We start from the raw sequence: 24,045 nt of genomic DNA, 5'->3' as shown, positions 1-24,045 counted from the left end.
GTAGCAATGTTACGAAGCCACCCTGAATTTGGAATGAGTGGCGTCCTTCACAATGAAATATCGGCAGATTCGCGGTGTGACCGTTTCCGAAATTGGTTTTGGCTGCTCGGGCTTTTGGGGTAACGAGCGCTTTTCCGAAGCAAAGGCGATAAGCCTAGTGCATGAGGCTTTCGCGCTCGGTATCAATCATTTCGACACTGGCCACAACTACTGCAATTACCGCGCCGAGCCGCGGTTAGGGAAAGCCTTGGCAAACCTTATTGCCGATCACGGCCGATCAAGCCTGTTCATTTCCACGAAGGCCGGAACTGTACGCGGCGGTTTGTTTGATCGCAGGGGCACAAACTACAGTGCCGATTACATCGAGCGAGCATGCGGGAAGGCTGTCAAGAACCTCGGCACCGGTTTTGTGGATATCTTCTATCTACATGGGATAACGCCTGCTTTTATAACAGACGAGCTAATTGGGCGTCTTGGCGCGATGCGCCGGCAAGGCATGTTCCGCTTGCTCGGCATTAACACTCATTCCGAAGACGTGATGCACCACATTGCCGGGCTGCCGGGCCTCTTCGACGTGGCTCTGATCGATTTCAACGTCGCTCAATTAGACCGCATCCCGATCATTCAGGAGCTTCACCGCGCTGGCATTGCCGTGATGGTCGGGAATGTTCTCGCGCAAGGGCATCTGATCCCCGGCAAAATTGGCCGTCTACAGAGTATGGCCGATGCCTATTACTTGCTTCGTGCGGCCCTCAAGCCAGCTAGCCGACGCCTCGCAGCTAAATCGGAGCGCCTAAGGCGGTCCCTTTCCTCGGTTACGGGAATGTCAGCAGCACAGGCGGCGATGGCATACGCGCTATCTGTCCCTCAGATCAGCTCTTGCATTTTCGGCACAACGAACGTTGCAAATCTGCGAGAGATTGCGGCGGCTTCGTCAAAGCAGCTCGCCGCCAAGGATTCTGCTTCCATCGAATCCGCGTATCAGGGCCGCTTCGCTCTTGCCGGCGTCTAATCAGATGATCCGCATTATGTAGTTGCAGACGATCGATGGTTGCACGTTGTTATGCGCGGCGCTGCCGCCATTGGCGTTAACCGTCGTCGTGATGCTGGCAAAACCGACGCCCGTAGTGCTGCCGAAGTTCCCCTGAACAACCGGGCCCGCACTGCCGCCAGGAGTTGCAATCCCCGGATTTTGAGGCGCCGTGTAGGGATGGTTGTGGCCATTATCGACTGAGCTTGCAGAGTGATTGTGAGACGGCATTTCGCTGACCGTCAGCGTATGCTGCGCCTCACCGCCAGCGGAGCCGAGAGCATTAGCGAGCACTGCACTGACGCGACCGGCTTGCGTGCCGCCCATATTGTCAGCCGGAACCCCGACGCGCCCACGCAAGTCAGGCAGGTTGAACGTGGTTGCTCCGTCGCCGGCGCCATAAGTGGTGCCGAATAGCGCGAACAGCGGCGCTGTTGCGCCAGTGCGCGAAACGGCTTGCCCGAACGGGAATGCAAAGCTGCTATTCGGCGGCGTGCTGCCCCAATACTCGATCCCCGCGCCAAGCGGGATGTTGTAGGGATTTCCATAGAAGCTCTGGAGATAGAAAGCCCCGTCAGTGTTGTTATAGATCGCCACATAAGGCGTTCCCTGGATAATGGTCCCCGCCAGCAATTCTACATTCGGCGCTGACCGGAGCGGTTTGGCGCCGAGGCTGTCGACGTTGAGAGTGACCGGACCTGGTCCGTTCGTCGTGTGTGGCGTGAACGCGATCACTTGGCCACCAAGGTGGGCGAGCGTATCGAAAACTTGGTAGGATGAGATCGTGTATGCGGTCGACGTGCCCGTTGTGACGATGGCTCCGGAGATATCGTCGCGATATTTGGCGGTGGCGGCCATCATGGCGCGTGCGGAATCGTTGATGCTGGAAGGCGCCTGACCTTCGGCCCAATTGATGGTCGGATCTGCCGTCGCGTCGGATGATGCCGTCTGCGACCATTTGTAGAGCGTCATTCTCGTTTCCCCGAAATGAAAAAGCGATCTCGTTCGAGATCGCTGTCGGACCAAATCAGCCTTGGCTTATCCAGAGATCACACCGGCTCTCCTGCCTCCTCCCGCTTGAGCGCGAGATACTGGGCGCAGGCGCATGCGGGCGCACGAGCGGTGAGGAGGTTGCGGATAACGCCCGCGGGAACGCCAGGGCTTTGCTCCGCAACTGCCGCAACGCGCGCCTCGACGATGGACTCGACCTCTGTCCGGATCTGCCGGATACGTTCCTCAAGTGTCGGCGCGCGCACTGTCTTCATTTTTGGCTCCTTCGGCAAGTTTGATGGCGGATTGCTCTGATGCCGCCAGTTTCTGCCTGCTGGCTGCAGCGTCGTTTTGTGCCCGCCGCAATGTTTTCTCCCGCCGGATCTCGTGCGCGGCGACGAAAAGCTGAATGTCATAGGGCAGCGATTTGAAGCGCTGCTTGTATTCCTCTGGCCACGACCGAGGTGGCATGACGGCGGCGATCTCGCCGATTGCGTCCGCTGCCGGTCCGCCGAGCGTGGGATCAGCCAACCCAAGCGAGGCGTGCAGCTTCGCGACGTCCTGAACGGCTGGCCACAGGCGCTCGATTCCAAGCGCCGAACAGTCCTTCACAAAGCGCGCCAAGGTCTGCGGAGCAGCCGGGCAAAACGAAGCCCCATTTAGCTCGCACCAGCGCGCAAACATCGGCGCAGCCCGCAGCCGGGCCTGCGCCAACGCGGCCAGCACCGGATTTGTCATCGACTCGCCTTGCGCAAGGCCGCGTGGACCGCGCCCATCTTGCGGCGCAATTCCATCAACTGCACGCGCCGCCGCAGGTTGTGCGCGCCGGAGTCGATGTCTTCGTGCAGTTCATTGTCGAACCTCTCCAGCGCGGCAGCGCGCTTCTTCAGGCCATACAGCGCAAAATTTTCGGCCATCCTTTGGGGTGTGAGCGGTTCTCCGTATAGATTTCCCGTGATGGATTCGGTGCGGTCAATGAAATCGCGATTGCAATTGCACATGTAGAAGCTTCCTTTTCAAAGGCGGGTCGGCCGGGGTTCGCCGGCCACTAGACTAGGTCAACGGAAAAAAGATCGGCGGAGGAATCCGCGACTCAGGCCTATCCTCCGCTCCGATCGAGCCTCGAACGGATACCCTCCGAAAGACCGGCCTTTGTCGTGGATCAAGCGGGCCGGGCGGGGAAATACGCCCAGGCGACGGGCCATGGTTCCCGGCGAAAACTCCTTCGGCATTTCGATCGGATCACGAGGCTCATCCGCAGCGTTTCTTTCGCCAAATTGCTTGACTAAATGATCAAGGTCGTCGGCCGCCTTTCCAAGGATGTTCGATGGATCGTCTACCAGACCTTGCAGACTCCTTATCGAACCGATGAATCGCGTCAGATTCTCAGTGCGTTCCTGCATGTCCTTTTGGACACCATCAGGATAGTAAGATTGTTCGCCGTTCATGATATCGGCTAATTGCCCGCGAATGATGTCGTACACTCTTGCGCGATTGGCCTCTGTGATAACCGTCCGGGGGTTCAAGGGTGGAAGATAACTTCGTTCAACCTCGCTCATTTTCCATCATCACCTTTCAATGTCCGGGATTTGGAGACAGGATCCCGAGCGTGGACGCTATCGGTCGCGCGCCAGATCCGACTGACAGAACGGCTTGCCCGCAGCTCTTGCGAGAATGATCCGTTCACTTCAAATCTGAGAATTGCAGATACAAAATGCCCAGCGGTGAGTTGATTAGGAACTCATTGCGCCTGCGTGCGTGGCCCTCGTAGAGGCGGATCTCGAAGAAAGACTCTTCAAGAGTAAAGGAGCGCCAATCGACGCCGTCCGACAAAAAGCAACAGTCGGGGCGGCTGCGACCACCACTGACGGAAACATTGAGCTCTTTCTGGTTGCGGCGGAGCGGCAGATAGACACTTATCAATATCGACAGGTCGAGACTCTTCGAGCTGACCCGGCATAGCTCGCCGTATCTGCAGCTCCGGACCGTACCTGTGTCATTAAGGCTACCCGCATCGATTGCATAGGAAACAACATAGTCCCCAGCAAAGGCGCTACTGCTGAAGGCAAAGCAAAATGGCAAAAGAGCTGCTGACAAGTGTCGGCTTAACATTGCGGCGACACTTGGCGCTTGAAGATGCGGCCGCACGCGGCCGCTAGAAAAATCGGTATGACGTTCGTGGTCGCTAGAATCGATCCGACCATCAGCCCGCCGTGGAAATGTGAGATCGCGTCGTTGGGCGTGCTGCCCCAACTCCCGAATGCAGCAATACTCAGCACAAACAGAGCGTTGGCGGAGATCAGAGTGACGAGAAATCTGACCCGGTCCGTAAGCTGCACGCGTGTCAGCTCCACCAGACACAAGACGATCCATCCCAGGAACAGGCAAACGAAATGGAACAGGGAGAGGAAGAACGCCCCGACCACGAAATCAAAGACCGGCGCGCCGCCAAGGGTAAACAGGAGTCCGAGAAAACTGACGAATACTGCCTTGGTCAGCAGGTCGAGGTAGAAGCTGATCGCCCACTGGTACGGAGCGAAATTCATTTCAGGCGCTGCTCGCGATTGGTGCGGGGACACATCGATTGCTTAGAACAAAACAAGAACATAGTCAAGCGCGGCAACCTGAAAAAATCTCTCTCTGATTGAACTGAACAGCTCATATCGTCGCACGATTGTGGATGTCAAATAGTCTGGTCAACAACCACCCTTGCGACGGCAGTACGCCTTAAGAGCGACTGCCGGAGGTGCGAGCCCTATACAGCGCCACCGCGTCCTTGATATCGCCTGAGCTAGACAGCTTCGCGCTGAGCGCCCGCACGTCGGCGCGCTCGCGCTCGGATCGCGTCGTCGCCATACCAGGCCTCTGGACCGGCGGCACCGGCCTCGCAAGCGCTGCGTTCTTCGCCTTCATCATCAGCCGGTATTTTCCGGCATCGTACATCATGCGCTGGAAGATCGCATTGCGCATCAGGGGCTCTGTGTTGAAGAGGCGATTGAGCTCAGCGGGCTCAATGCCGCTCTCTTTGGCCGAGGCCACGATTTCGGTGAGCACGGCGCGTTGCGTCTCCTGTGGCTCACCTTTCAACATGGTTTCGAGCCGGGCATCTTCCGCATCGGCAAATTTCAGAAAGTGCTGCCGCTCGATCTCGGCCTGCCGGCCGTTCTCCTGCTCGCGCCGCGCCAACAATTGCTGCGTTGTTGCCACCATCCCCTGAATGCGCGCGAGCTTGCCCGGATCCTGACGCGAGATCAGCTCGAGCGCGCCGGGAATGTTCTCCGGCGCCATGCCGGCGAACTCCGGAAACTGGCTGAGAAAGCTCGATTGAGCGATCTGCATTGCCGCCTCAAGCCCCTCGCGATAACTCTGACGGGACCGCTCCGCCTCGCCCACCTTCTGTTCGATCGCCTGCAACACCTGGGGATGCATCAGGGCCTTGTCGAGTTCGGGATCGAGTCCCGCCGCCAATAAATCGTCCGGGCGATCGGCTGCGGCGTTCTTCGGCGAACCACCGTTCTCGGTGTCGGCCTGGCCAACCGCTTCGCTAACGGCCTCCGGAGGGTCGAACCCGTAGAAGTCGGCGGCATCAGGATCGTTTGCGGCGGCCTGCGCACGCAACGCATCGACTTCGACTGCAAGCTGCTCTGATGTCAGGTTCTGCGCAATCAGATTCTCCGCCGCGAGAGCGCCGGCATAATCCCTCGCTGCACGAGCGAGCGTCACCGCTTCGTCAGAAGCCGCGACCTCTCCGCCCGGCCCGGTGTACTTACGGACGACAGTTTCGTTATGCGACTCGGCGCGCTCTTCAGCTACCTGGCGCAAGGACGCACTGTCGCCGCCGATAGCCTCCGCTTCCTGCTTCGTCTCCTTGTCCGGCATCGATCTATAGCCGGCATTGGCAAGATCGAAGGCAGCGCCAGTGAGCGCCGGATCCACTTCATCGACCATGGGGTCAGCTCCAACGAAAAAGTTTTGCGCGTAAGCCGATAGCCCGAGCGCTCACCATAAGAGTCACCAAGAGACTCTCGTTCCAAATAGACAAACGCGCCTCGCGCAGCCTCATCGGGCCAAGGACATACATCCCTACTTGAACTTGAAGGGACTAAGGAGGCTTCCAATTCCGCTGGCCAGCATGTCGAATTGCTGCAGGCCGGACGCGTCCTGCGTACCTTGCGTCGTGCCACTGGATTGCTGGCCAAGGCCCGCAATCGGCACCCCGATCTGCGCCAGCAGGCCCAACGCCTGGACCGGGATCCCGCGGCGCTGCGCCTCCTCGGCAAGCGTCGCATTGGCACCGTAGTTCTGCGCGTCGAGTGCGGACTGGGACGCAGCTATCCCCTGCCCCTGGTTAGATAGATAGTTCTGCTGCATTCCCGAAAGCGTGTTCGCAGTGGTGTTGCCGGCGTTGTAGAGCGCATTCGCTGCTGCGATCTGATTGGTGACGTCCTGGTTATATTGCGCGGCAATCACCGGCGCCTCGGCGGCAGCGACGCCACGGCCATAGGTCATCTGGTTGGCACCGCTGAAGTCGCGCCCGGCAGCCGCGAACTGCCCATTGACGGAATTTCCGACATCCGTCTGGATCTGAGCAAGCTGCGCGGCAAGCGCTGGATTGTTGCCGACCATGCTGCCGTTGGCATAGGGCGAGAGCTGATTTTGAAATGTTTGCAGATTGCTCTGCACGTTCGGCGCCTGGGCGTTGGCCCCACCCCCATTCAGCAGTGACTGCGCGTAGGCGCCGATCTGCCCGGCGTAAGGGTTTCCTTGCGCCGCATTGTTCTGCAGCGTGTTGAGCGCGCCGGTCTCCGCTGACGTCAGACCGGTGTTGCCCAATCCGGTGCCGATTTGACCGAGAATATTCTGCAGCATCGGCTGCGCGGCCTGCCAGGGTGCGGTCTGCGACTGCTGAGTTTGCGTGGTTGTGGATTGTCCGCCCATCGTGGGTGACTCCTTCTTTCAGATTGAGTTGTGCGGATGTGTCGGGTGGGAGGCTGCGGCGAAATGGCTATGACATTGTCCCAGCGATCACTCGCGGCGCGCTGGTAGAGCGGAAAGAAGACCCGGAGCGGCATTTCCTGATCTAGCCATCCAAAATTGGCTTTCCGAACAATACATGGAATACACGCACTGGTTACTTCCAACGCGCGAGACCACTATATAGAACAAAAAGGCAACACGTCAACTGGACCAATATCGAGATTGACCAATGTCGAACATCGGCACAGACGCAAAGCACGCGACCAAGCCTCTGGAGAAAATCCAACCTGACTTGCAGGGTGTCGTCAGGACAACAACAGCTCGAAAAGTAGCTTATGGCATTACTGCGCTGTGGCTAATTTTCTTTCCCTTGTCGTCCGTTTTTGTTGCGGCATTTACCGACAATTTCGAGCCCCCATCGTGGTTCTATCTTTTCATTTTCCCCGCGACTTTCATTTCGCTTGCATTAGGACGGTGGCTCTACAACGAAATGTTCAGGCTCGCTCAAGCACGGTGGCCGGCCGCCCGATTTGTCAGACAAATACTCAGTCCTCTTCTCAAAGCACTTTTGTTTCGACACCACCACCATTCGTCGTAGGCAAGTCGCCTCGCGGCATCGCCTTCACCGGAGGAGGCCCTCAATATATCGACTTAGCTTCGAACGATATTCGGACGCCGACGCGCCAACGCCGGGAGACCAAGGAAGCTCAACGCGCCAGACGCCGTTTCACGGCGAGCGCCAATGGAAGACCATGACGGATCGCGGGATAGGCTTTCTGAACGGTCTTTCCCGCGTGACTCTCTGGATACGCCTCCTCCAAGCCCTGAACCACGACACCCGGAGCCACTGCGTCTCTCAGTACATTTGTTCCCAGCTTGCCCAATGCTTGTTCAGTCAATGCCGCTGAACCCCGCGCCGCCCAGCCACCCAGTATCAATGGCGCAAACTCTCCGATCGTCTCGGCAAAACGCCCCGTCGTCGTCTGGGGTCGATAGAATTCGCCGAAAGGAAGATGGTCCTCGATGAAACGCCGGATAGAATTGGCCGTGAACCGATCTCTAATCAAGTCGGGCTGATCAGTGCCTAACTCGGGATAACCAGCCAGGCGTCTTACTGGGTTAGCCACGAGGTTCTTCGGCAAATAGCCGAAGCCGGTCAGTATATCTCCGGGGAGTCCAAGTGTCCCAACCGCACCGTTGGCTAGGCCTATGCCCGCCGATTTCGCTATATCGACTGGATCAGGTGGTGGAGCTTGAGCTCGGGCAGGACTTCGAACTCCGCGCGCCAAACGCGAGGCTGCGACCTCCCTCGCTTGTTGCGCCTGGTCGGCCTCGGATTCTCTCGACGACGGCGGCCGTAGTGCGGATACCGGCGCAGGTGGTACCGAGGATCTCTGCACGAAGGCTGTCCCCGGGACTCGCGAAAGCTGTCTGAAATTCAAGTCTCTTGGTTCGGGCGGCGCTTGTCCGCCATTTGGAACAGCCGGGTTATTCTGCCCGGCTTGCAATGCGAGTAACCGGCCCAGCAGCCCTTGGGAACTGCCGTTGCCTTTCGAAGCTTGGCTAGTCGCGGGATTCGTTATCGCCACAAGATCGGCACCGCGTCGCCGCATCGCCTCCTGCAGTAGTCCGACCAGTCCGCCCGCTTGGGGCATGGTCTCGGGATCAAATCCGTAGACATCATAAAAACTTCTGTCTGCCATCAATCCAATTCCTTATCCATAATGATGTGCCTTTCCCCGTACCGCTCGAGCACGCGCAGTCAGCCCTTGCGGCCGAAGACGTGCGCTATCTGCAGCGCGCCATGTATGGCGATTGAATTTCGACGGATGTGACCTTTACGCGAGATCGAAGCGGCCGCCGGTCTTAAGCGGCGCACGTTCTCCAGCTCAGTCTTTTTTCTTCTGGGTCTGACTTATGTCAGACGCGCGCTAGCCATCTCCCCCGAAGCTACGGGCGCGAAGCGAGGCAGCGAGCGTCACGCGACGCAAAGATGAAAGAGAGCCAAACGAAGTGCCGTCTAGCTTTCCGGCAATTCCGAAGTTTCGAATGCTGGAAATTCGAACTGCACGCGCTCTGATCTAGCCATCCAAAATTGGCTTTGCGAACAATACGCGAAATACACGCACTGGTTACTTCCAACGCGCGAGACCACCATTTAGAACAAAAAGGAAACACGTCAACTGGACCATTACGGAGATCGACCAATGTCGAACACCGGCACAGACGCAAAGCACGCGACCAAGCCCCTGGAGAAAATCCAACCAGACTTGCAGGGTGAGGTCAGGACAACAAGAGCTCGAAAGTTAGCTTATGGCATTGCTGCGTTGTGGCTAGTTTTCTTTCCCCTGTCGCCTCTTGTCGTTGCGGCATTTACCGACGATTTCGAAATCCCGGACTGGTTCTATTTTTTCTATATCCCCGCGTGTTTCGTCTGGTTCGCGTCAGGGTATTGGCTCTACAACGAATTATTCAGACTGGCTGAAGCACGGTGGCCGGCCGCCCGACATATCAGGCAAATTCTCAGTCCTTTTCTCAAAGCACTTTTGTTTCGACACCACCACCATTCGTCGTAGGCAAGTCGCGTCGCGGCATCGCCTCCGTCGAAGGAGGCGCTCTATCGAACGCGGGGATGCGCCAATGCCGGGCGACCAAGGAAACTCAATGCGCCAGACGCCGTTTCACGGCGAGCGCCAATGGAAGACCACGACGGATCGCGGGGTAGGCTTTCTGAAGGGTCTTTCCAGCGCGACTCTCTGGATACCTCTCCTCCAGGCTCTCAACCACCGCACCCGGGGCCACGGCGTCTCTCAGCAGATCTGTTCCTAGCTTGCCCAATGCTTGTTCAGTTAGCCGGGCTTCACTCATCAAAGATCGTCGACTCGCCACACTCCATTCCTCGAGAGAGAGAGAGAGAGAGAGAGAGCCATATCCCTTGAGAGCGATGTCGGCATCAGCCCAGTATTCTTGGTTCACTGGCACGTCAGCTAGCATGTAAACACCGGCGAGAAGTCCGCGCATCGATGCGTCGTCTTGCCCGGCGTTTCCGATTTTTTCGTGTAGTAGCTCGGAGAGACCTTCTAGCCTCCGAGCGACACCCTTCGCCGACTTCTCACGCTCTGCCTCAAGGATCGATTCCGCTTCCCTGTAGGCGCTTATTAAAGACCAGCGAAACGATCTGCGCGGATAGCATCGGGATTTCTCCAGCCCTCATCTTAACCTACATCACTTGACCTTCGGTTTTTGCTGTGCCTCGAAATCGGGCAAATTGCTAAAAAGGACCAAAGCCCGAAACTTCCAACGACCAAACAACTACTAAGTTTCGCTTGGTTTGCGGCTTAGCTCATTTAATTCTGGGTGATGCGAGTAGATAGAATCATGAAGAAGCATTTCCGCGGCAGCGATGATATTACCCATCGATCTTTTGATCGTGGCAATTTCCTCTACGGCGCAAACTTCGTGCGCAACAAGAAGCGCCGAAGACAGCTCTTTGATTGCTTCATGAATATGAAGCTTAAATCGCTTCGCAGATTGTTTATCCATTATAGCCGTCCCATGCATTTGCCGACGCACTGGCGAAACTCTGAGGATTGTAAGTCGCCGCTCGGGGAAGGCAATAGATGCAAGCACTGATCTACGCACTGGCTGTAGGTTGGCTTTCCCATGGCGTATTGCTGGTCGCTTGGCCCAACTGGTCGGGGTCCGTCAGCCAGCGGCATAATTGATGGCGCACGTTGTGAAGCTTCGGAAAGGCTCCCCAGCGCAATTGAGGAAGCCATCGGCCTGTCACCGGAAACTCGCGAAAGCTGCCTAAAATTCCGATCTTTTGACTGAGAGGACAATTCCTGGCTAAATCCTCCAGCCGGGAGGCTGTTCGCAGCTAGCGCGAGTAACCTGCCGAGCAAACCTTGAGGACTCCCATTGCTCTCTGCAGACTGATTGACCGTAGCACTAGAAGCAGCTCCTCGCTGTTCCAGCAGATCGCGAAGTCGACCGACCAAGCCACCCGTTGTCTGGTCCTCATAAGCCTCGGGAGTCAAACCGTATCCGCCGCGAGAAATTATTTTAGCCACTTCCAAATATCCCTATCCATGATGATGTGCTGTTCCTCGTACCCCTCGAGCACGCGCAGCCAGCCCTTGCGGCCGAAGATGCGCATGCATCTGCAGCCCTCCGTCTTCGCGTATGCTTCGATGTGATTGATCAGCGGCAGCCAGCGCGCCATGTTGGCGCCGGCGCACGTTGTGATGATGCAGACCTTGCCGCTATCGGTCTGTTGCAGGCTAGTTGCTGCGGCGGCTTCGATCGCTGTTTCGCCGCTTCCGTCGCTTAGCAACGAGCCACAGCAGCGCGTCGCCGCGAAGAATGTCGCTTTCAATATCGGCGAACGCCGAGAGCCCCCTTCTTGCAATAGCCGCCCGCAACAACGGAACGACAAGCGCCCAAATTTCGTGCACCCGTTTTGGATCGACGCAAACGAGTTCAGCCGAGGACCGCATAAAGAAAGGTCCGCCCCGTGGTGGCGGAGTTCGCGTGGGTGACCGTGAACGCGCCGTTACTTACGGCGCTCACATAGATCGTGCCGCTGCCGCGCTCCGTGGCGGCGGCAGCGGATGCCGGGGGCAGAATCGGTGTCGAGCCCGCGGCGCAGTTCGCCGTTGTCGCTGTCGTGGTCGAAGCGCGACGAAATAGCTATTTGTCCCAGCGATCACTCGCCGCGCGCTGGTAGGGCGGAAAGAAGACCCGGCTGTCGCCTCAACTACGCTCTGGAACGCCCCGTGCACACATAGAGACTTCTTTGGCAGCCGCTACGACGATGCTATCGTGATGAACCGCGTTGGACAGCTTTGCCCACGCCACATCGCCTGCAAAACGGGGCAGCAGACATCGTTTCGCTTGATATAAACGAATGGTGACATGCCGGCGCCCGATTGCACATGAACTCAAGGCGTCAGATTCTCTCCTTGGGACTACCATAGCCTTCCAAAGTTTGGGCTTATCCCTGGGTTCGATGCCGCCTCAAGATGAGCACAGCTGTGCCGCATCGCCTCCAAGGAGCCCGTTGCGCTTCAGGATGCGGGCATGGTCCGCGTGTAAGTAGCCGTCATCTCGCGGGAAAGCGCGGGATCGGACTTGAGCGCAATCAGATTCGGGTCGGATTTGCCGTTTGACCAGATACGGCCGACGCTGGCGCAGTATCGACTCACGTCGATTTGATGAGCGCCTCCGGCCTCCGACGCTGACGAACGCTTATGATGCACGTTTGGATTGCAGCCGATGATCCCTCAACAAAAGCCGCTTGGGAGCGCTCCCGCATGTTGGAAGATATACTTGGTTTTGTGCTGGGCTGGCTCGTGACGTCGGCAGTGTTCTTCGTCATGCTTTGGATCGTGGACACGCTCGGCGCTGCCGGCGGCCTGACGATGTTGGCGGTGATACTTGGCGTGGCCTACTATTTCCGGCGCCGCGAGCGGCGCGCAGGCAATGAGATCATTCCGCCCGGTTCCGCTGATTGAAGTATTCGATCCCGGCTTGACTGCGCAGCCCCGAACCGAGGCGCAAGCGTGGGTTAACCGTCATCCGCGGAGCCGCCAACGGCCACACGCGGTCCATGCCCCAGTTAAACGCCTTGCCTGCGAGCTGGCCGGACAGACCCGCCCCGCCGCCGCTAAGGCCGCCAACCAACATCCCACCAAGCGGGTTTTCGCCGCGCGTGGCCGCATCAGCGCCGCCCATCGCCGCGCCGGCGATCGCGCCACCGTGCGGCATTTCCCAAAGCGGGCCGGCCAGGCCGAACGCTTTCGGCGCGGCCGACATCACGGGCGCCATCGTAGCGACATTGCCGGCGGCTTGCGCGATCGTGTCCACCACCGGATGCTCAGTCGCAAAACGCTTGTCCGCCGCGTTCTGGTCCCGCTTGGCATGCGCGTAGCGCTCGCCGAAGGTTGGTTCCTGCAGTTGGCCCTTTTCGTCAAAGAACCGGTTGAGCACGGGCGCAAGCGCGGCGTTCGTCGCCGCGTCAAAAGTGTTCAACGTCCCGCCGACGATCGGAACGCCGGTTGCGAACGCGCGCCCGAGATCGTTCACGGTCACCGGAGCCGCCGGCGAGTAGCCCTGCCCGGGTACGCCAGAACTAGGAACAGCAACATTCGCCGATGCGGTCAGGCCCGCCGCGTTCCGACGATCAGACGCGGCATTGGCTTTGGCGTTCTTGGCGTCGATCGCCCGCCAGATCGCCTCCGGGTCCGGCGCTTGCGGCATTGAAGGGAAATCACGTTGCGGTAGCGGGAATGGGCCGGCGTAAGGTGCAGCCACAGCGGGCGAAGCGGGAGTGGCCGGCACGGCGGGGGCCGCAGCGGCAGGCGCAACCGCAGGTACTCGCGAAAGCTGCCTGAAATTCGGGTCTGGATTCGACGGCGCATCGAGATCAGCGCCACTCTGCCGCATCGCCTCCTGCAGCAGTCCGACCAACCCGCCCGGACGCGGCATGGCCTCGGGATCAAATCCGTAGACATCATGGAAACTTCTGTCCGCCATCAATCCAATTCCTTGTCCAAAATGATGTGTTTTTCGTCATAGTCCTCGAGCACGCGCTGCCAGCCCCTGCGGCCGAAGATGCGCATGCATCTGCAGCCCTCCGCCTTCGCGTATGCTTCGATGTGATTGATCAGCGGCAGCCAGCGCGCCATGTTGGCGCCGGCGCACGCTGTGATGATGCAGACCTTGCCGCTATCGGTCTGTTGCAGGCTTGTTGAAGCGGCGGCTTCGATCGCTGTTTCGCCGCGTCCGTCGCTCAGCGCGAGCCACAGCAGCGCGTCGCCGCGAAGAATGTCGCTTTCAATATCGGCGAACGCCGAGAGCCCCGTTCTTGCAATAGCCTTCCGCAACAGCGGAGCGACGTGTGGCCAGATTTCGTGAACCCGTTTCGGATCGACGCAAACGAGTTCAGCCGAGGACCGCATAAAGAAAGGTCCGCCCCGGACTGGCGGAGTTGGCATGAGTGATCGTGAATGCGCCGTTGCTCACGGCACTCACATACATCGTGCCGTTGCCGAGCTCCGTCGCAGCGGCAGCGGATGCCGGTGTCAGGATCGGGGTCGAGCCGGCGGCGCAGTTCGCCGTTGTCACTGTCGTGCTGGAAACACCGGCGGCCAGCGTGACGCTGCCGACTGCGTTTGACCGTCCTGCGGCAAGTTGCTGCAGGGCGAGCACGATCTTTTTCAAATCGGTCTCGGTGAGTCCAGGAACGTATGCCGTCATAGCGTACCTCCCGGCGTGAGATCCGGAACCACGCCCGCGCAGAAGGTCCAGCTGGTCGCGGCGGGGATACGCACCCTGAAGCGCGAGTAGCGAGTGTCGCGCCTGACATCGCAGCGGCCCGTTCTGGCATTGACCGACACTTCATTGCCGGCGATGGCAGCCGCCGACGGCGTATCGCGATACGAGGCCGAGCCGTACAGGCTGGCGGCGTCAGTGATCGGGCAGAAGCCGCGGATTGTGATGCGCTCGTCGTCGGTGCCCTGCTCGCTGCTCTCCATGATCGCCTCGAGACTGGTCCCCCGGAAGAAGCCGAGCACATGCGAACTCGAGAACTGCGCGATCTCGGGCTGTACCGCCGTCGGATAGGCATCGAGACTCAGCGTCATCGCATCGATTGACCCGCCGATGATGCCGCCCGACACATACGCGTTCGCAAAGATCGCGCCCTGGAGGTCGAGATGCGTGCCGTCGATGACCGCAATGACCCAACGCTCGCCGTTTGCTTCCACCGTGCCGACCACGCCGCTGACGGAGGCAATCTGGCCAGTGATTAGCGTTGCCGTCGAAGCGACCGTGAGGCGGACCAGGCCGGAGCCGTTATCCGCCGCGCCTGTGACCGCGAGGGCACCTGGGCCGAGCGAATCGAGATTCTCCAGCGTCAACCCGGTTTGCGAAATGCCCAGCAGATATTCGCCCGTCATCTGCACGGGAAAAAACCGGTCGAGCAGAAAATCATAGCCCAGAAGCTTGTCGTAACATCCGGCCGTACCGTTGACGGATTTGTAGGCCCAATAAACCCGCGTCGAGCGCGGATCGGCGGCGCCCATGAAGAGCTGCAGGTTCCCCTTGTCGAGATCATCGAGAAACGTCCGGTCTATTCTTTCACGCCCGATCTGCTCGGGAACGCCGCCAGGCTCGATCTTGTGAAAGCCCTGCCCTGCATAGAAGAAGATCCGCTCGCCGGCGCGAATGATCGAGTAAGGCGCAAACAATCCCTTATCCTGGGTGATGCGATCGATCTGGAAAATGATCGGCGAGCCCGGCACGTAGGACATGCGCCGGATCGCCAGGTCCTGAAAGATGATGCCGGCTTCGCCGCCGGCAACGCCTCGGACAATCCCTCCATCGGGAAAATCCTGAAAGTCGGCGCCAGCCGTGAGGTTGTCCCAGGAGGTCGACGAATTGAAATTGTTCAGCCCGCACCACTGGATGCGATAAGGCGTCGAGAGCAAACCGGAAAGCACCAGGAAGCGGCCGACGACGCTGATATAGGCGGCCTGCGGCGGCAAACCCTGCGCATTCGCAAAGGCATTTGATGCAGTAAGATCGAACACCTGCAGCGGCGCATTGGCTTGCGTTGCGAACACCAGATTTCCGGTCTGTGCGAATTGCCATTGCGCACTGGAAGAGAGAGCGGAGTAAGAGGATCCGCCACTCGAGACATCGGCCCAGCCGTAATCCGTGTTGTTGAGCTTGTAGAGCTTGTTGTCGGTTCCGGCAAAGGTGATCACCGTCCCATCCGACTTCAGGGCATAAAAGGCGCCGCGACAGGTCGAAGGCAGCGCTGACGTGTAGGCGGAGAACGACGGAAAAGGTCCGTAACCGTCGCCGCGAGGAACCACGTTGAGGATGTTCTTGGTCGCCGTGCCCTCATAGTCGCTGACATCGGGCTTGTATTCGGCGTATGGAAGCAAAGGCATGTGTTCACGAATCCATGGCAATGCTGGCCCGGACGGCTCACGTCTGGGCGCGCAGTCACAGGGCCGGGTAACGGGGGTCAGTCGGACGTCGGAGGCGGTATCGTTTGTGTGGGATCAATCGACCACGGGCTGGAGGGCGGCGTAAGTCCAGACCATGAAGACGACGGCGTGCTGCTATTGGTCCATGAGACGGCAGGGGCGCTCGCCGCGCTCCAGCTCGATGCCGCCGCGGTTTCCATATCCCAAACGTCGCCCTCAATCGTCAGCGGCAACCAATTGATGAAGTCCCGCGTGAATATCGCCGCGATGCTAACAACCGCATAGGCACCGGCCGGCGAAGCAAGACTCAGGCTTAATGTTGCCGCGAGACCGCCCGCACCAAATTTGCCGGCAACCGTTGCGGCTTGGCCAATGAAATCGACAGAGGCTACTCCGCTGAGCGTGTAACCGCGGCCGCCCGCTGCCGTGGAAATCCTGAAGTTTCCGACGACGCCAGCATAGGCATAGCCGCCCGCCGCCGACACCTCCTTGACGGCGAAACTTCCGGCAATTGGCATGAACGCCAACGCACCCGGAGGCTCATCAAGTGAAACTGAGAATGATGTGATTTCGCCGGTTTCGGCAAAGCTGCCCGCGTTGGCAATCAGCGCTTCGTTGCCCTTTGCCGGGAGCTGTCCGAGGGCCCACCGGCCGATTGCGTCAAAGCCGAGAAGCGACATCTGCTAGGCCGTGTATCTGATCGTCACGAGAGCTGCGACATTACGTGGGCGCGTTTCACTAGTGGTGCGCGGCGGGCCATTGGTGCCGTCGCCTTGAGGCCCGCCAGTCGATAGCGTAAGTGGTCCCGCGAAGAACCCGCCACCACCACCCGTGATGTTCCAACCACCACCGGACGGTGACACAGCTTGGACCGTGCTGCTGTGAATGTGTCCCTGCATCGCGTCGAGCTGCACCGAACCAGCGGAGCGGTTTGTGTCGACGCCGGCCCCGTTGTCCAAGCCGCGCAAGAACTCGCCGCGATAGTCTGGCACCGTGAACGTGGTTGAGCCGTCGCCGTCGCCGTGGGGCGCGCAAACCCAACTATGCGTGCCGGATCCCGCCGAGCCGGCGCTGATCGCGGCACCACCGGGTGACGCCGTGAGTGTCACCGTATTCGCGTCAACCACGCTCTTAACGTAGTAGACCGTCCCGGCGGTCACGAGGCCGTGCGTGCCCGCCGTGAAATTCGTTGGCAGTATGCCCGTGGTGAAGAGCTTGACCGGATCGTTGACGGAGCGGCCATGGCTCACCATGCCGAGGTTGGGGGAGCCGTTGGTGAAAGTCGCGGCGCCAGTCTTGATCAGGAAGTTTGAGAGGTCCGGGTAGGTGGCGCGCAAATAGCTCCCTCCGTCTGCCCGGAGACGCCCGGCTGGCACGTCAGAGCACGGCCACCATTCGATTTTGCCGACCTCGCTGGACATGCCGAGGTTGGTGCGAGCCTGGAGCTGTTGAACCGTCGTGAAGTTGTTCGCCTCTTCGACCGAAATCAAATCCTCCTTGACGCCGACGACGGCAACATTCGGGACGGCGCCAAAATTGATCAGCGTTCCGGTGCCGCCCTGCTTCGTGCCGCTGCCCGCCGAATTGGCGAGAACAGTGGTTCGCGCAAAGGTCTTGGTCGAAGAGTTGTAGGCGCCCTCCGACAACTCCCACTGCGTCAAATCCGAGCTGACGGCGTAAATCTTGTAATTTGTGCCGCTCACGGCGCCGGCCTGATCCGGGCTTTGGCAGCCGCCAACCACGCTGGAGTAAGTCCAGGAAGTGGTGCCGCCGTCGGTCGGTACAAACCGGCAAAGGTCAAGGAATGCTGCCATGTCACTGTAACGTCAGAACACCGTTGGTTTGATCGAGCGCCACCGTGAAGGTGTTGCCGTTGGTCAAGGTGATGGCGGTGCCGTAGTCCCACCAGCCGATCAGATTGCCGTTCGCAGCACTCGAATTATAGAGAACAGCCCACTCGAATGGCCCGATCGAGCCTCCGGAAGCCGTCCAGGCAACTGGAGAAAGGATCAATCTGTAGGTTCCGGCCGTGTCGGTCCCCGATACGAAAGCGGCCGCCACGCCGCCCGCGGTGTAGCCGTTTCCCGTCGCGATTTCGGTGATGCTGCTTTTGATCGTGTTCGTCGCAACCGGCGCCGTGTTGGTGAGCAGGACCTTCAGCGCATCGGAATTGAGGTTGTGGATCTTCTGCGCAAGGTCGGACACGAAGGAGTTGAACTTGTTGAAGGTTGCCATGCTACCAAACCTTTCCGGACGGCCTCACCGTCATCGGCCCTGCATTGAACGTCGACGTCAACCCGAGATTGTTCAGATCCGCGAGCGCAGAAGTAAATCCGAGCCCCCAGGTCTGAATTCGGGCGTCCTCCTTGAGGTAGGGTGCTGTTTCAAGCAGGGCTCCGTAAAGATAGAGATCGGGCGCCATCGACAGCAGCCAGTTTGTTGGGTTCGATGCCAACGGCGGAATATTCTGCCGATAGATCATCTCGACCGTGTAGGACGCGTCAGGTGTCGGCGCGAGCTCGATCTCGCCGCCGAAGACCGTGAAGTAGCGTGGCCGCGCGGCTATATCCGACGTCGCAAAGCGATACTCGTCCATCTGCGCACCTGACCTGAACTCGAGACAAGGCTTTCCGGTCACGCTCGAGAGCCTCACCCTGCGCATGGATTGGAAGTCGGCAGGTAGTGCAATGAATTCCGGCTCGCTCGAATTGAGATCGACCACGGCAATCGCGCGCTGCTCCATCTGGCGAACGAACAGCTGCCGATTGAACTTCGCCTCCGCCAACTGGATGAATGTCGGAATCCGGGCAATCAGGGTGCTGTCCTGGTCTCGTGCCAGATATTCGGTGATCGCTGCCTGCAGCGATTCATTGTCCACGATTTCGGTCACGCTATCCCCGCAGTCCAACCGGCCTGCAATCTCGGCCGGTCCGTTCGCAAATAGGCCCATTCGGGATCGCGAAGCTTTCTCTGCACGATCTGGTCGAACTCAGCCGAAAAGAGACGCAAAGCGATATTGCCCCTGGCGTGCTCCTCGTGGAGCCATTTGACGTAGATGACGTTGGGAATACGGGCGACATGGCGGCCCCACTCGCCGTGCTGCTCGTCCCGCCGCGCCTCGCGGTTCCATTCAAGAATGGGGGCGCAGTCCTGACTGTGTTCGATCGCCAGGCTTTTGCCGTCGCTATCGAAATGAGGTCGCAAATGAACGCCGCTCACGACACGGCCTCCGGGCCTGCGCCAACATAGTTGAAGCCGTCGGCAGCGCTCGAAAAATCGGCTTCGCCCTGAACCGCTCTGCCACCGTCATCGAACGTGTCACCGGTGGGCTTTTCATCTTTCATCATCTGTCAACGCACCATGATTGCGAGTTCCTGGCATCAGCAAAGCTTAATGAGTGATCCGATCCATGCGCCCTCTTGCCGAAGCTGCGACCAAGCGCGCCGATGCGACCGAAAGACATTATGAAACCTCAGTCACGTACATCACGCCGCCGGATGCGAGTTGCACCGCGGACACCCTCATGCCGGGGGTGATCGTGAAGTATTCGGGCGCGCCGGCCGGCAGCAACGCATCCGATGTCGTCGCAGTCGGATTGTCATCGATCCGGACAAATGCATCGGTGGTGCATAGCACGCGCACCATGTACGTCTGGGAGCCGATCGGATTTGCGGTCCTGCCCGCGGTTCCCGAGTAGGCGACGCTCTGCGTCGTCCCAAGGCGGCCGGTGCCTAGATATCGAATGCCCATCTCAGCTCGCCCTCACCGTAATCGAGAAATGCATCGGAATATTCGCGCCGCCTCCGCCCGAGGGTGCGAGCACGATCACGTCATCCTCGTTCAGATAAGACGGAGAAGGCGGTACCGTCGAGAACAGCACGCCGGCGGCGGCGCCAGCCTGCGGCACCGCGAATGTCGCAAGCGTCTTGGTCTTTGCCGATACCGTGACGGTGCCATCAGTCGTCGTGATGGCGCCGCCGAGAATGCCAGTCGTTTTCAGGAGCTGGCAGCGAAAAGGCGCACGAATATAGGCCGCCACCGGAGAGGCGCCGCATGATGGCGTATAGGCGGTGAGGTCGATGGTATTGAGGGTGTGATTGTTTGGAAGGGACATCCAGGTCTCCAAGAGAAAAGAGGCGCCCCGAAGGCCGCCCCTGATGTGGATGGAATGAGGATCGAGGCGATCAGGAGGTGGTGTTGTCGAAGATGCCGCCGCTCGATTTCTCATTGCGCGCGACCAAGGCATATTCGGCGAGGATCTCGCGCCGGTCGGAGTCCCCGGTCTTGGCAAGCGGGATCGAGATCATGTTGCGTCCGTTGAGGTACGCAACGGCCCATTTGTCGGTCTCCAGCACCAGCACGTCGCGCGGGCGCTGGAAGCGGTTGGCCACCACCTTCAGCTTGCCGAAGTCCGACTCATAGGCGTCCACCGAGGCCACTATCTTTTTGGATTTCGCATCTTCGATCGCACTTGCTCGCCCGGTGAAGGTGGAGAACACCTGCTTGTTGAAAGCGCCGGTCATGATGACGCCCGGCTTGCCGCCGTTAGTCCAGATCGAGGACAGCACCGACTTCAGCCGCGCCTCGGTGAAGGCGATCTGGGCGCCGTCGGTGCGCGTGCCGGTGCCGTCGGCCGCCGCCGGATCGGAGGGCGAGCCGGACGTGCTCTTGGAAGTGTTGGACATGATCCACGACAGGATCGAGGCCGTAAAGCGCGGCGTGGTCGTGCTGCCGGCGTTCTTCGCCTGATTGGTGCCGACGACAATGGTCTCGATGTCGCGCTTGAGCTCGAGACCCTTGAGCATCTCCTGATAGGCGAGCTCATTGTCGCGGCCGGCATGCTCGACAGCCTGCTGGGTACCCGAAACGGCGGCGACCTTGTAGGAGATCTGGCAGAGATTGCCGAGGCGGACGGTCGGCGTGGTGACGTTGGTGGTGGGATCGTCGCCTTCGAGCTGAGCGTTCGAAGAAGAGGCAGGCGCCAAGGCCTGGGTCTGCCATTCGTGATTGACAGCGGTCGCCTTCTCTTTCTCGGCGGCGCTCATGAAGGGCGTATCGACCGGATCGATGCGATAGATCATATCGCTCAGGTCTTCGCGATTGCCCACGGCCTGGTAGGTGGCAAAGGTGGAAGTCGGTAGAGACATGAATGGTTCCTTGTAACACCCGCGCATGATGGGATGCGCAGCCGTATGGGCAGCGTGTCCACGATGCACTCAAGGCGCAGGTCGGATCGGATTGTGTTTCAGATCTCGGTCGTGCGATGGCGCGGAGGCGTTGCTTCCGGTTCGCAGTCTTAGCGAGACGTCTTCGCCGGGCGCCGGCGCTATGCGCGCAGGGTCGGCGTGGATGTAGAGAACGAGGCTATAAAGAAATCACGAACTATCGACGCATCACAGCATCTGGAGCCTGGTTAGCCATCGGATGGACGCACGATCCTGACGCGGGTCGTCAACGTCGTCCTCTGCGCCGGTCGAGATTGCGTCATTCGAAGGGACAAGAGGCATCGAGACCGCATCGGTGACGAAGGAGGGCGCTCGCGAGCGATCGGCATCCTGTGCATTTAGCAACCGAAGATAATTCATGATCTGATCGGTTGCGGATCGCCTGGCCTTCGGCGCAATAGGCGCTACCGGAGCGGCCGGACGGCGCGGCCGCACCGCGCTCCAGTCTCTCAAGGCGGCGTCGCGATCGGGCGCAAGCAAGGCCTCAAGCGGAAACGGAGCATCCAGTTGGGACCAATAAGGCAACGGCTTGTCGGGAAGCGAGCCGCTTATGAACGGCATCGGCTTAGCCAATGTCTCCGGTCGTGGCACTCGTCCAGGCTGCATTCGATCTACGAGATCCGAATGTCCGGAAGGGCCGAACAAGCCTGTGCGACCACCCGGCACATTTTGCGTAACGCCCGGAAGCGGCGAAGCAAATGAACTTGGGTGAGCGGTTATGGCAGAGACCTGCTGCTGGCCGGGTTGTCCGGCCCACATCCCTCCAAACGCGTCTGATTGTGAAAGCAACCCCGCTGTACATCTGTCCGGCGGCGCCCAAAGGCTCCCTCATATAGGGAACCGAGTTATCGAATGTGGCGGGATCGACCGTGCGATCCCGATCGACACCGATCCCGATCCTGCCGCCTTCGTTTGTGTTGTTGACCGCCTCCCCGCGCTTGATAATGGAATAGTGCAAATGATTTCCTCGGGCATATTCGCCGGTGCTGCCGACCTGACCAATAACATCCCCCGGCCAAATCTCCTGATTGAGCTGAGCCCTGGGAGCACCATCCTTCATATGGGCGTATAGGCTGTAACCATCGGTGGTCTGCACGATGACCGTGTTACCAAATTTGTCGTTGAAGCCTGAGTAAACGACCCTTCCCGGCGTCGCCGCTTGAATCGGCGTACCTGCCGGAGCGGCGAAATCCTGTCCGGCGTGAAATGTCTCCTTGTCTGTTACCGGGTGGATGCGCGGACCATATCGAGACGTCAGGCGGAAGGGCCTACCGGGGTTATACGGCTCGTTCATTTAAGCACCTTTGATAAGTCAATCAGCATTCCCTGCAAGCACCCGGACGATGTCCCTGCCGAGGTCCCGCAGTCTGCGGCTCTGTTTGCGCGCCAGGTGAGGATGGCCTTCATCCCCGATGGGGCGACGGTGATCTCGTAGCCGGAGGTGCCGTTCGCCGTCAGAAACGTCTGTTGTGCAAGGAGGCGCGCTGCGCCATCGCGGAGTTCGACTGAATATTTGTCGAAGGCGATCGGCGAATCGTCATCTTCCTCACCTAGCGCCGGCGGTTTACCCAAAGGGCTTACCGTTCCAATTATTCCTCGGCCGCCGACCGAGACATCGTCAACACGAGACCTCAGACGAACGCAGGTCCAATCCGCAATGCGGCACTTAATGACAGTATCCCGGAATTTTTTCTTCTTCACGCCGAGAAACAGAATTAGCGCCTGCTGATCTGCCGCGAACCACCCATCCTGGTAGTATGAACCTTCCGGCAGTCGTCCCGAACCAATCTTCCTGCCCGTTGCATCAAAAACTTCTATCGCCGCGAAATAAGCGACGAACAGCTTCGAAGAATCCTCGCTCCACTTGATCTGATGCACCTCATCGCGAGGATCTACGCGAACGACTTTCAATTTTCTCACTTCGGCAGCGAGCTGCAAAACTCGATCACTCGCAACACTTTTGAAATCGGGAGACATGACAGGACCGCTCCCGGTCCGTTCATCAGGCTTATAAGTCGCCAGCAGCCGGGAAGCCCCGCTCCCGATATCGACCTTTGTGATGTATCCCATCCCCGTGTCGACATAGACCAGTTGGTGGCCATCGAGGCCGCATTGGACTGGCGCTGAGGACGACACCGCGATGGTCGCGGACTTGACGCCATCGTCATAGGCCTCAAGCTGACCGTTCACATCAAGAAGAAACCTACCCTTCTCCCCGCACCAGGCCTTGAACAGGCTGTGAGGCAAGGCGGTGTGCGAAAGCGATTCCAGAGTTGGAGCAGCGTCGGATTGGGCGAGCGGCTTTGCGCCAGCGCCCTGTGCGTTACCAGGACTCGGCAAAATCAACAGCGAGTAGGTGAGAAAGATGGAAGAGATACGCCAGGCTCGACAAGCACGAGTTGTCGTCCCGATTCGCGAGCAGATTTTCATTACGGCATTCTCTAATGCTGCGCAGGACTCTGCCCCGGGGTTGACAAGCCAAATGACTCCCGCGAGAGGCGCGCACCATTCCTAGAACAAATAGCGAACACCGTCAATTCTCCCTTTGGTTGTATCGCGAGCATGACCAGCAACAAGCTGGGTCAAAATCGCGTACGCTGCGAGCTGAGATATCTAACCTGGCTTTTCTGCTGCGGCGGCCAAGTCGGGAACGCCGGCGCTTCGGGATTGATGCCGGCCAATCCGGCGGAGCACGGCGAGATGCCACGACCCTGACCGATCTGGCGGGGCGTCTGTGTAGCTTGAGCGTTGTAACCGTAGTCTTTAAATGGTGAAGGCGGCCGACCAGTGTTCGCTATATTTCGCATGCACAACCAACCAAATA

The 24,045-nt window shown here is 59.3% G+C and carries 31 protein-coding genes; 5 read left to right on the top strand and 26 right to left on the bottom strand.

Annotated features, from left to right (window positions below; translation table 11 throughout):
• Positions 1–52: 52 nt before the first annotated feature.
• Positions 53–1,012 (top strand): aldo/keto reductase, encoded by a 960-nt coding sequence (locus A3AI_RS0105475; protein ID WP_024514603.1) that lies wholly within the window; start codon positions 53–55, stop codon positions 1,010–1,012.
• On the opposite strand, the gene A3AI_RS0105470 is transcribed toward A3AI_RS0105475, so the two are convergent.
• From A3AI_RS0105470 to A3AI_RS0105430, 9 genes are all read right to left on the bottom strand, one after another.
• On the bottom strand, positions 1,013–2,002 hold the full coding sequence (locus A3AI_RS0105470; protein WP_024514602.1) for a tail fiber protein: 990 nt from the start codon (positions 2,000–2,002) through the stop codon (positions 1,013–1,015).
• Between the two features lie 77 nt (positions 2,003–2,079).
• On the bottom strand, positions 2,080–2,295 hold the full coding sequence (locus A3AI_RS0105465) for a hypothetical protein (protein ID WP_024514601.1): 216 nt from the start codon (positions 2,293–2,295) through the stop codon (positions 2,080–2,082).
• Entirely contained in the window at positions 2,267–2,758 is a 492-nt protein-coding gene (locus A3AI_RS0105460; RefSeq protein WP_024514600.1) for a hypothetical protein, read from the bottom strand. The genes A3AI_RS0105465 and A3AI_RS0105460 overlap by 29 nt, the downstream gene beginning before the upstream one ends.
• Entirely contained in the window at positions 2,755–2,937 is a 183-nt protein-coding gene (locus A3AI_RS0105455) for a hypothetical protein (RefSeq protein ID WP_245286839.1), read from the bottom strand. The genes A3AI_RS0105460 and A3AI_RS0105455 overlap by 4 nt, the downstream gene beginning before the upstream one ends.
• Positions 2,938–3,078: 141 nt before the next feature.
• Positions 3,079–3,579: a hypothetical protein gene (locus tag A3AI_RS0105450; protein ID WP_024514598.1), complete on the bottom strand. Its 501-nt coding sequence runs from the start codon at positions 3,577–3,579 to the stop codon at positions 3,079–3,081.
• Positions 3,580–3,703: 124 nt separating this feature from the next.
• On the bottom strand, positions 3,704–4,117 hold the full coding sequence (locus tag A3AI_RS42260; RefSeq protein WP_156927645.1) for a hypothetical protein: 414 nt from the start codon (positions 4,115–4,117) through the stop codon (positions 3,704–3,706).
• Positions 4,118–4,125: 8 nt separating this feature from the next.
• A complete protein-coding gene (locus A3AI_RS0105440) occupies positions 4,126–4,566 on the bottom strand; it encodes a hypothetical protein (RefSeq protein WP_024514596.1) in 441 nt (146 codons plus the stop codon).
• A 181-nt stretch (positions 4,567–4,747) separates the two neighbouring features.
• Positions 4,748–5,968, bottom strand: a complete 1,221-nt coding sequence (locus tag A3AI_RS0105435; RefSeq protein WP_024514595.1) for a hypothetical protein — start codon at positions 5,966–5,968, stop codon at positions 4,748–4,750.
• 135 nt (positions 5,969–6,103) lie between these two features.
• Positions 6,104–6,958: a hypothetical protein gene (locus A3AI_RS0105430; RefSeq protein ID WP_024514594.1), complete on the bottom strand. Its 855-nt coding sequence runs from the start codon at positions 6,956–6,958 to the stop codon at positions 6,104–6,106.
• 268 nt (positions 6,959–7,226) lie between these two features.
• On the opposite strand from A3AI_RS0105430, the gene A3AI_RS0105425 reads away from it, so the two are divergent.
• Positions 7,227–7,595 (top strand): hypothetical protein, encoded by a 369-nt coding sequence (locus A3AI_RS0105425; RefSeq protein WP_024514593.1) that lies wholly within the window; start codon positions 7,227–7,229, stop codon positions 7,593–7,595.
• Positions 7,596–7,704: 109 nt separating this feature from the next.
• Here A3AI_RS0105425 and A3AI_RS47265 read toward each other — a convergent pair whose 3' ends face one another.
• Positions 7,705–8,700 carry a hypothetical protein gene (locus A3AI_RS47265; RefSeq protein WP_156927644.1) on the bottom strand — a complete coding sequence of 332 codons (996 nt, stop codon included), beginning with the start codon at positions 8,698–8,700 and terminating at the stop codon, positions 7,705–7,707.
• Positions 8,701–9,204: 504 nt separating this feature from the next.
• Between A3AI_RS47265 and A3AI_RS0105415 the strand changes: the two genes are divergently transcribed.
• Positions 9,205–9,573 (top strand): hypothetical protein, encoded by a 369-nt coding sequence (locus tag A3AI_RS0105415; RefSeq protein WP_024514591.1) that lies wholly within the window; start codon positions 9,205–9,207, stop codon positions 9,571–9,573.
• 739 nt (positions 9,574–10,312) lie between these two features.
• Here the strand turns inward: A3AI_RS0105415 and A3AI_RS47260 are convergent.
• Positions 10,313–10,540 (bottom strand): hypothetical protein, encoded by a 228-nt coding sequence (locus A3AI_RS47260; RefSeq protein WP_156927643.1) that lies wholly within the window; start codon positions 10,538–10,540, stop codon positions 10,313–10,315.
• A gap of 517 nt (positions 10,541–11,057) precedes the next feature.
• Positions 11,058–11,375: a hypothetical protein gene (locus tag A3AI_RS42255; protein WP_245286838.1), complete on the bottom strand. Its 318-nt coding sequence runs from the start codon at positions 11,373–11,375 to the stop codon at positions 11,058–11,060.
• 874 nt (positions 11,376–12,249) lie between these two features.
• Here A3AI_RS42255 and A3AI_RS0105395 point away from each other — a divergent pair.
• Positions 12,250–12,513 carry a hypothetical protein gene (locus A3AI_RS0105395; protein WP_156927642.1) on the top strand — a complete coding sequence of 88 codons (264 nt, stop codon included), beginning with the start codon at positions 12,250–12,252 and terminating at the stop codon, positions 12,511–12,513.
• On the opposite strand, the gene A3AI_RS0105390 is transcribed toward A3AI_RS0105395, so the two are convergent.
• The 10 genes from A3AI_RS0105390 to A3AI_RS49885 all read right to left on the bottom strand — a co-directional run bounded on the left by A3AI_RS0105390 (position 12,488) and on the right by A3AI_RS49885 (position 19,343).
• Positions 12,488–13,258: a hypothetical protein gene (locus A3AI_RS0105390; protein ID WP_156927641.1), complete on the bottom strand. Its 771-nt coding sequence runs from the start codon at positions 13,256–13,258 to the stop codon at positions 12,488–12,490. The two genes, A3AI_RS0105395 and A3AI_RS0105390, sit on opposite strands and share 26 nt — an antisense overlap.
• Positions 13,259–13,533: 275 nt before the next feature.
• Positions 13,534–13,884, bottom strand: a complete 351-nt coding sequence (locus tag A3AI_RS0105385; protein WP_245286837.1) for a hypothetical protein — start codon at positions 13,882–13,884, stop codon at positions 13,534–13,536.
• Positions 13,885–13,942: 58 nt separating this feature from the next.
• Complete coding sequence (locus A3AI_RS0105380) at positions 13,943–14,257, bottom strand: hypothetical protein (RefSeq protein ID WP_024514585.1); 315 nt, start codon at positions 14,255–14,257, stop codon at positions 13,943–13,945.
• Positions 14,254–15,957, bottom strand: coding sequence for a hypothetical protein (locus A3AI_RS0105375; RefSeq protein WP_024514584.1), 1,704 nt, complete (start codon positions 15,955–15,957; stop codon positions 14,254–14,256). Before A3AI_RS0105375 ends, A3AI_RS0105380 begins: the two co-directional genes overlap by 4 nt.
• A 77-nt stretch (positions 15,958–16,034) precedes the next feature.
• A complete protein-coding gene (locus A3AI_RS0105370; protein WP_024514583.1) occupies positions 16,035–16,676 on the bottom strand; it encodes a hypothetical protein in 642 nt (213 codons plus the stop codon).
• A 3-nt stretch (positions 16,677–16,679) separates the two neighbouring features.
• Positions 16,680–17,810: a phage tail protein gene (locus A3AI_RS45145; RefSeq protein ID WP_024514582.1), complete on the bottom strand. Its 1,131-nt coding sequence runs from the start codon at positions 17,808–17,810 to the stop codon at positions 16,680–16,682.
• A 1-nt stretch (position 17,811) separates the two neighbouring features.
• A complete protein-coding gene (locus A3AI_RS0105360) occupies positions 17,812–18,231 on the bottom strand; it encodes a hypothetical protein (protein ID WP_024514581.1) in 420 nt (139 codons plus the stop codon).
• 1 nt (position 18,232) lies between these two features.
• A complete protein-coding gene (locus A3AI_RS0105355; protein WP_024514580.1) occupies positions 18,233–18,886 on the bottom strand; it encodes a phage adaptor protein in 654 nt (217 codons plus the stop codon).
• Entirely contained in the window at positions 18,883–19,215 is a 333-nt protein-coding gene (locus tag A3AI_RS0105350) for a hypothetical protein (protein WP_024514579.1), read from the bottom strand. Before A3AI_RS0105350 ends, A3AI_RS0105355 begins: the two co-directional genes overlap by 4 nt.
• On the bottom strand, positions 19,212–19,343 hold the full coding sequence (locus A3AI_RS49885; protein ID WP_283807208.1) for a hypothetical protein: 132 nt from the start codon (positions 19,341–19,343) through the stop codon (positions 19,212–19,214). The genes A3AI_RS0105350 and A3AI_RS49885 overlap by 4 nt, the downstream gene beginning before the upstream one ends.
• A gap of 62 nt (positions 19,344–19,405) precedes the next feature.
• Between A3AI_RS49885 and A3AI_RS47255 the strand changes: the two genes are divergently transcribed.
• Positions 19,406–19,693: a hypothetical protein gene (locus tag A3AI_RS47255; protein ID WP_156927640.1), complete on the top strand. Its 288-nt coding sequence runs from the start codon at positions 19,406–19,408 to the stop codon at positions 19,691–19,693.
• 54 nt (positions 19,694–19,747) lie between these two features.
• Here the strand turns inward: A3AI_RS47255 and A3AI_RS0105335 are convergent, their stop codons facing one another.
• The 4 genes from A3AI_RS0105335 to A3AI_RS0105315 all read right to left on the bottom strand — a co-directional run bounded on the left by A3AI_RS0105335 (position 19,748) and on the right by A3AI_RS0105315 (position 23,651).
• Positions 19,748–20,110 (bottom strand): hypothetical protein, encoded by a 363-nt coding sequence (locus tag A3AI_RS0105335; protein WP_024514577.1) that lies wholly within the window; start codon positions 20,108–20,110, stop codon positions 19,748–19,750.
• 70 nt (positions 20,111–20,180) lie between these two features.
• Positions 20,181–21,143 carry a DUF5309 domain-containing protein gene (locus tag A3AI_RS0105330; RefSeq protein ID WP_024514576.1) on the bottom strand — a complete coding sequence of 321 codons (963 nt, stop codon included), beginning with the start codon at positions 21,141–21,143 and terminating at the stop codon, positions 20,181–20,183.
• Positions 21,144–21,786: 643 nt separating this feature from the next.
• Positions 21,787–22,515 carry a M23 family metallopeptidase gene (locus A3AI_RS45140; protein ID WP_024514574.1) on the bottom strand — a complete coding sequence of 243 codons (729 nt, stop codon included), beginning with the start codon at positions 22,513–22,515 and terminating at the stop codon, positions 21,787–21,789.
• Positions 22,512–23,651: a hypothetical protein gene (locus tag A3AI_RS0105315; protein ID WP_036047447.1), complete on the bottom strand. Its 1,140-nt coding sequence runs from the start codon at positions 23,649–23,651 to the stop codon at positions 22,512–22,514. The genes A3AI_RS45140 and A3AI_RS0105315 overlap by 4 nt, the downstream gene beginning before the upstream one ends.
• Positions 23,652–24,045 lie beyond the last annotated feature (394 nt).

This window comes from Bradyrhizobium sp. Tv2a-2, assembly GCF_000472425.1.
In the GTDB taxonomy this organism is placed as follows: Bacteria; Pseudomonadota; Alphaproteobacteria; order Rhizobiales; family Xanthobacteraceae; genus Bradyrhizobium.
Note: the sequence above shows the minus strand (reverse complement) of the source record. Positions and strands in the feature narration are given on the sequence as shown.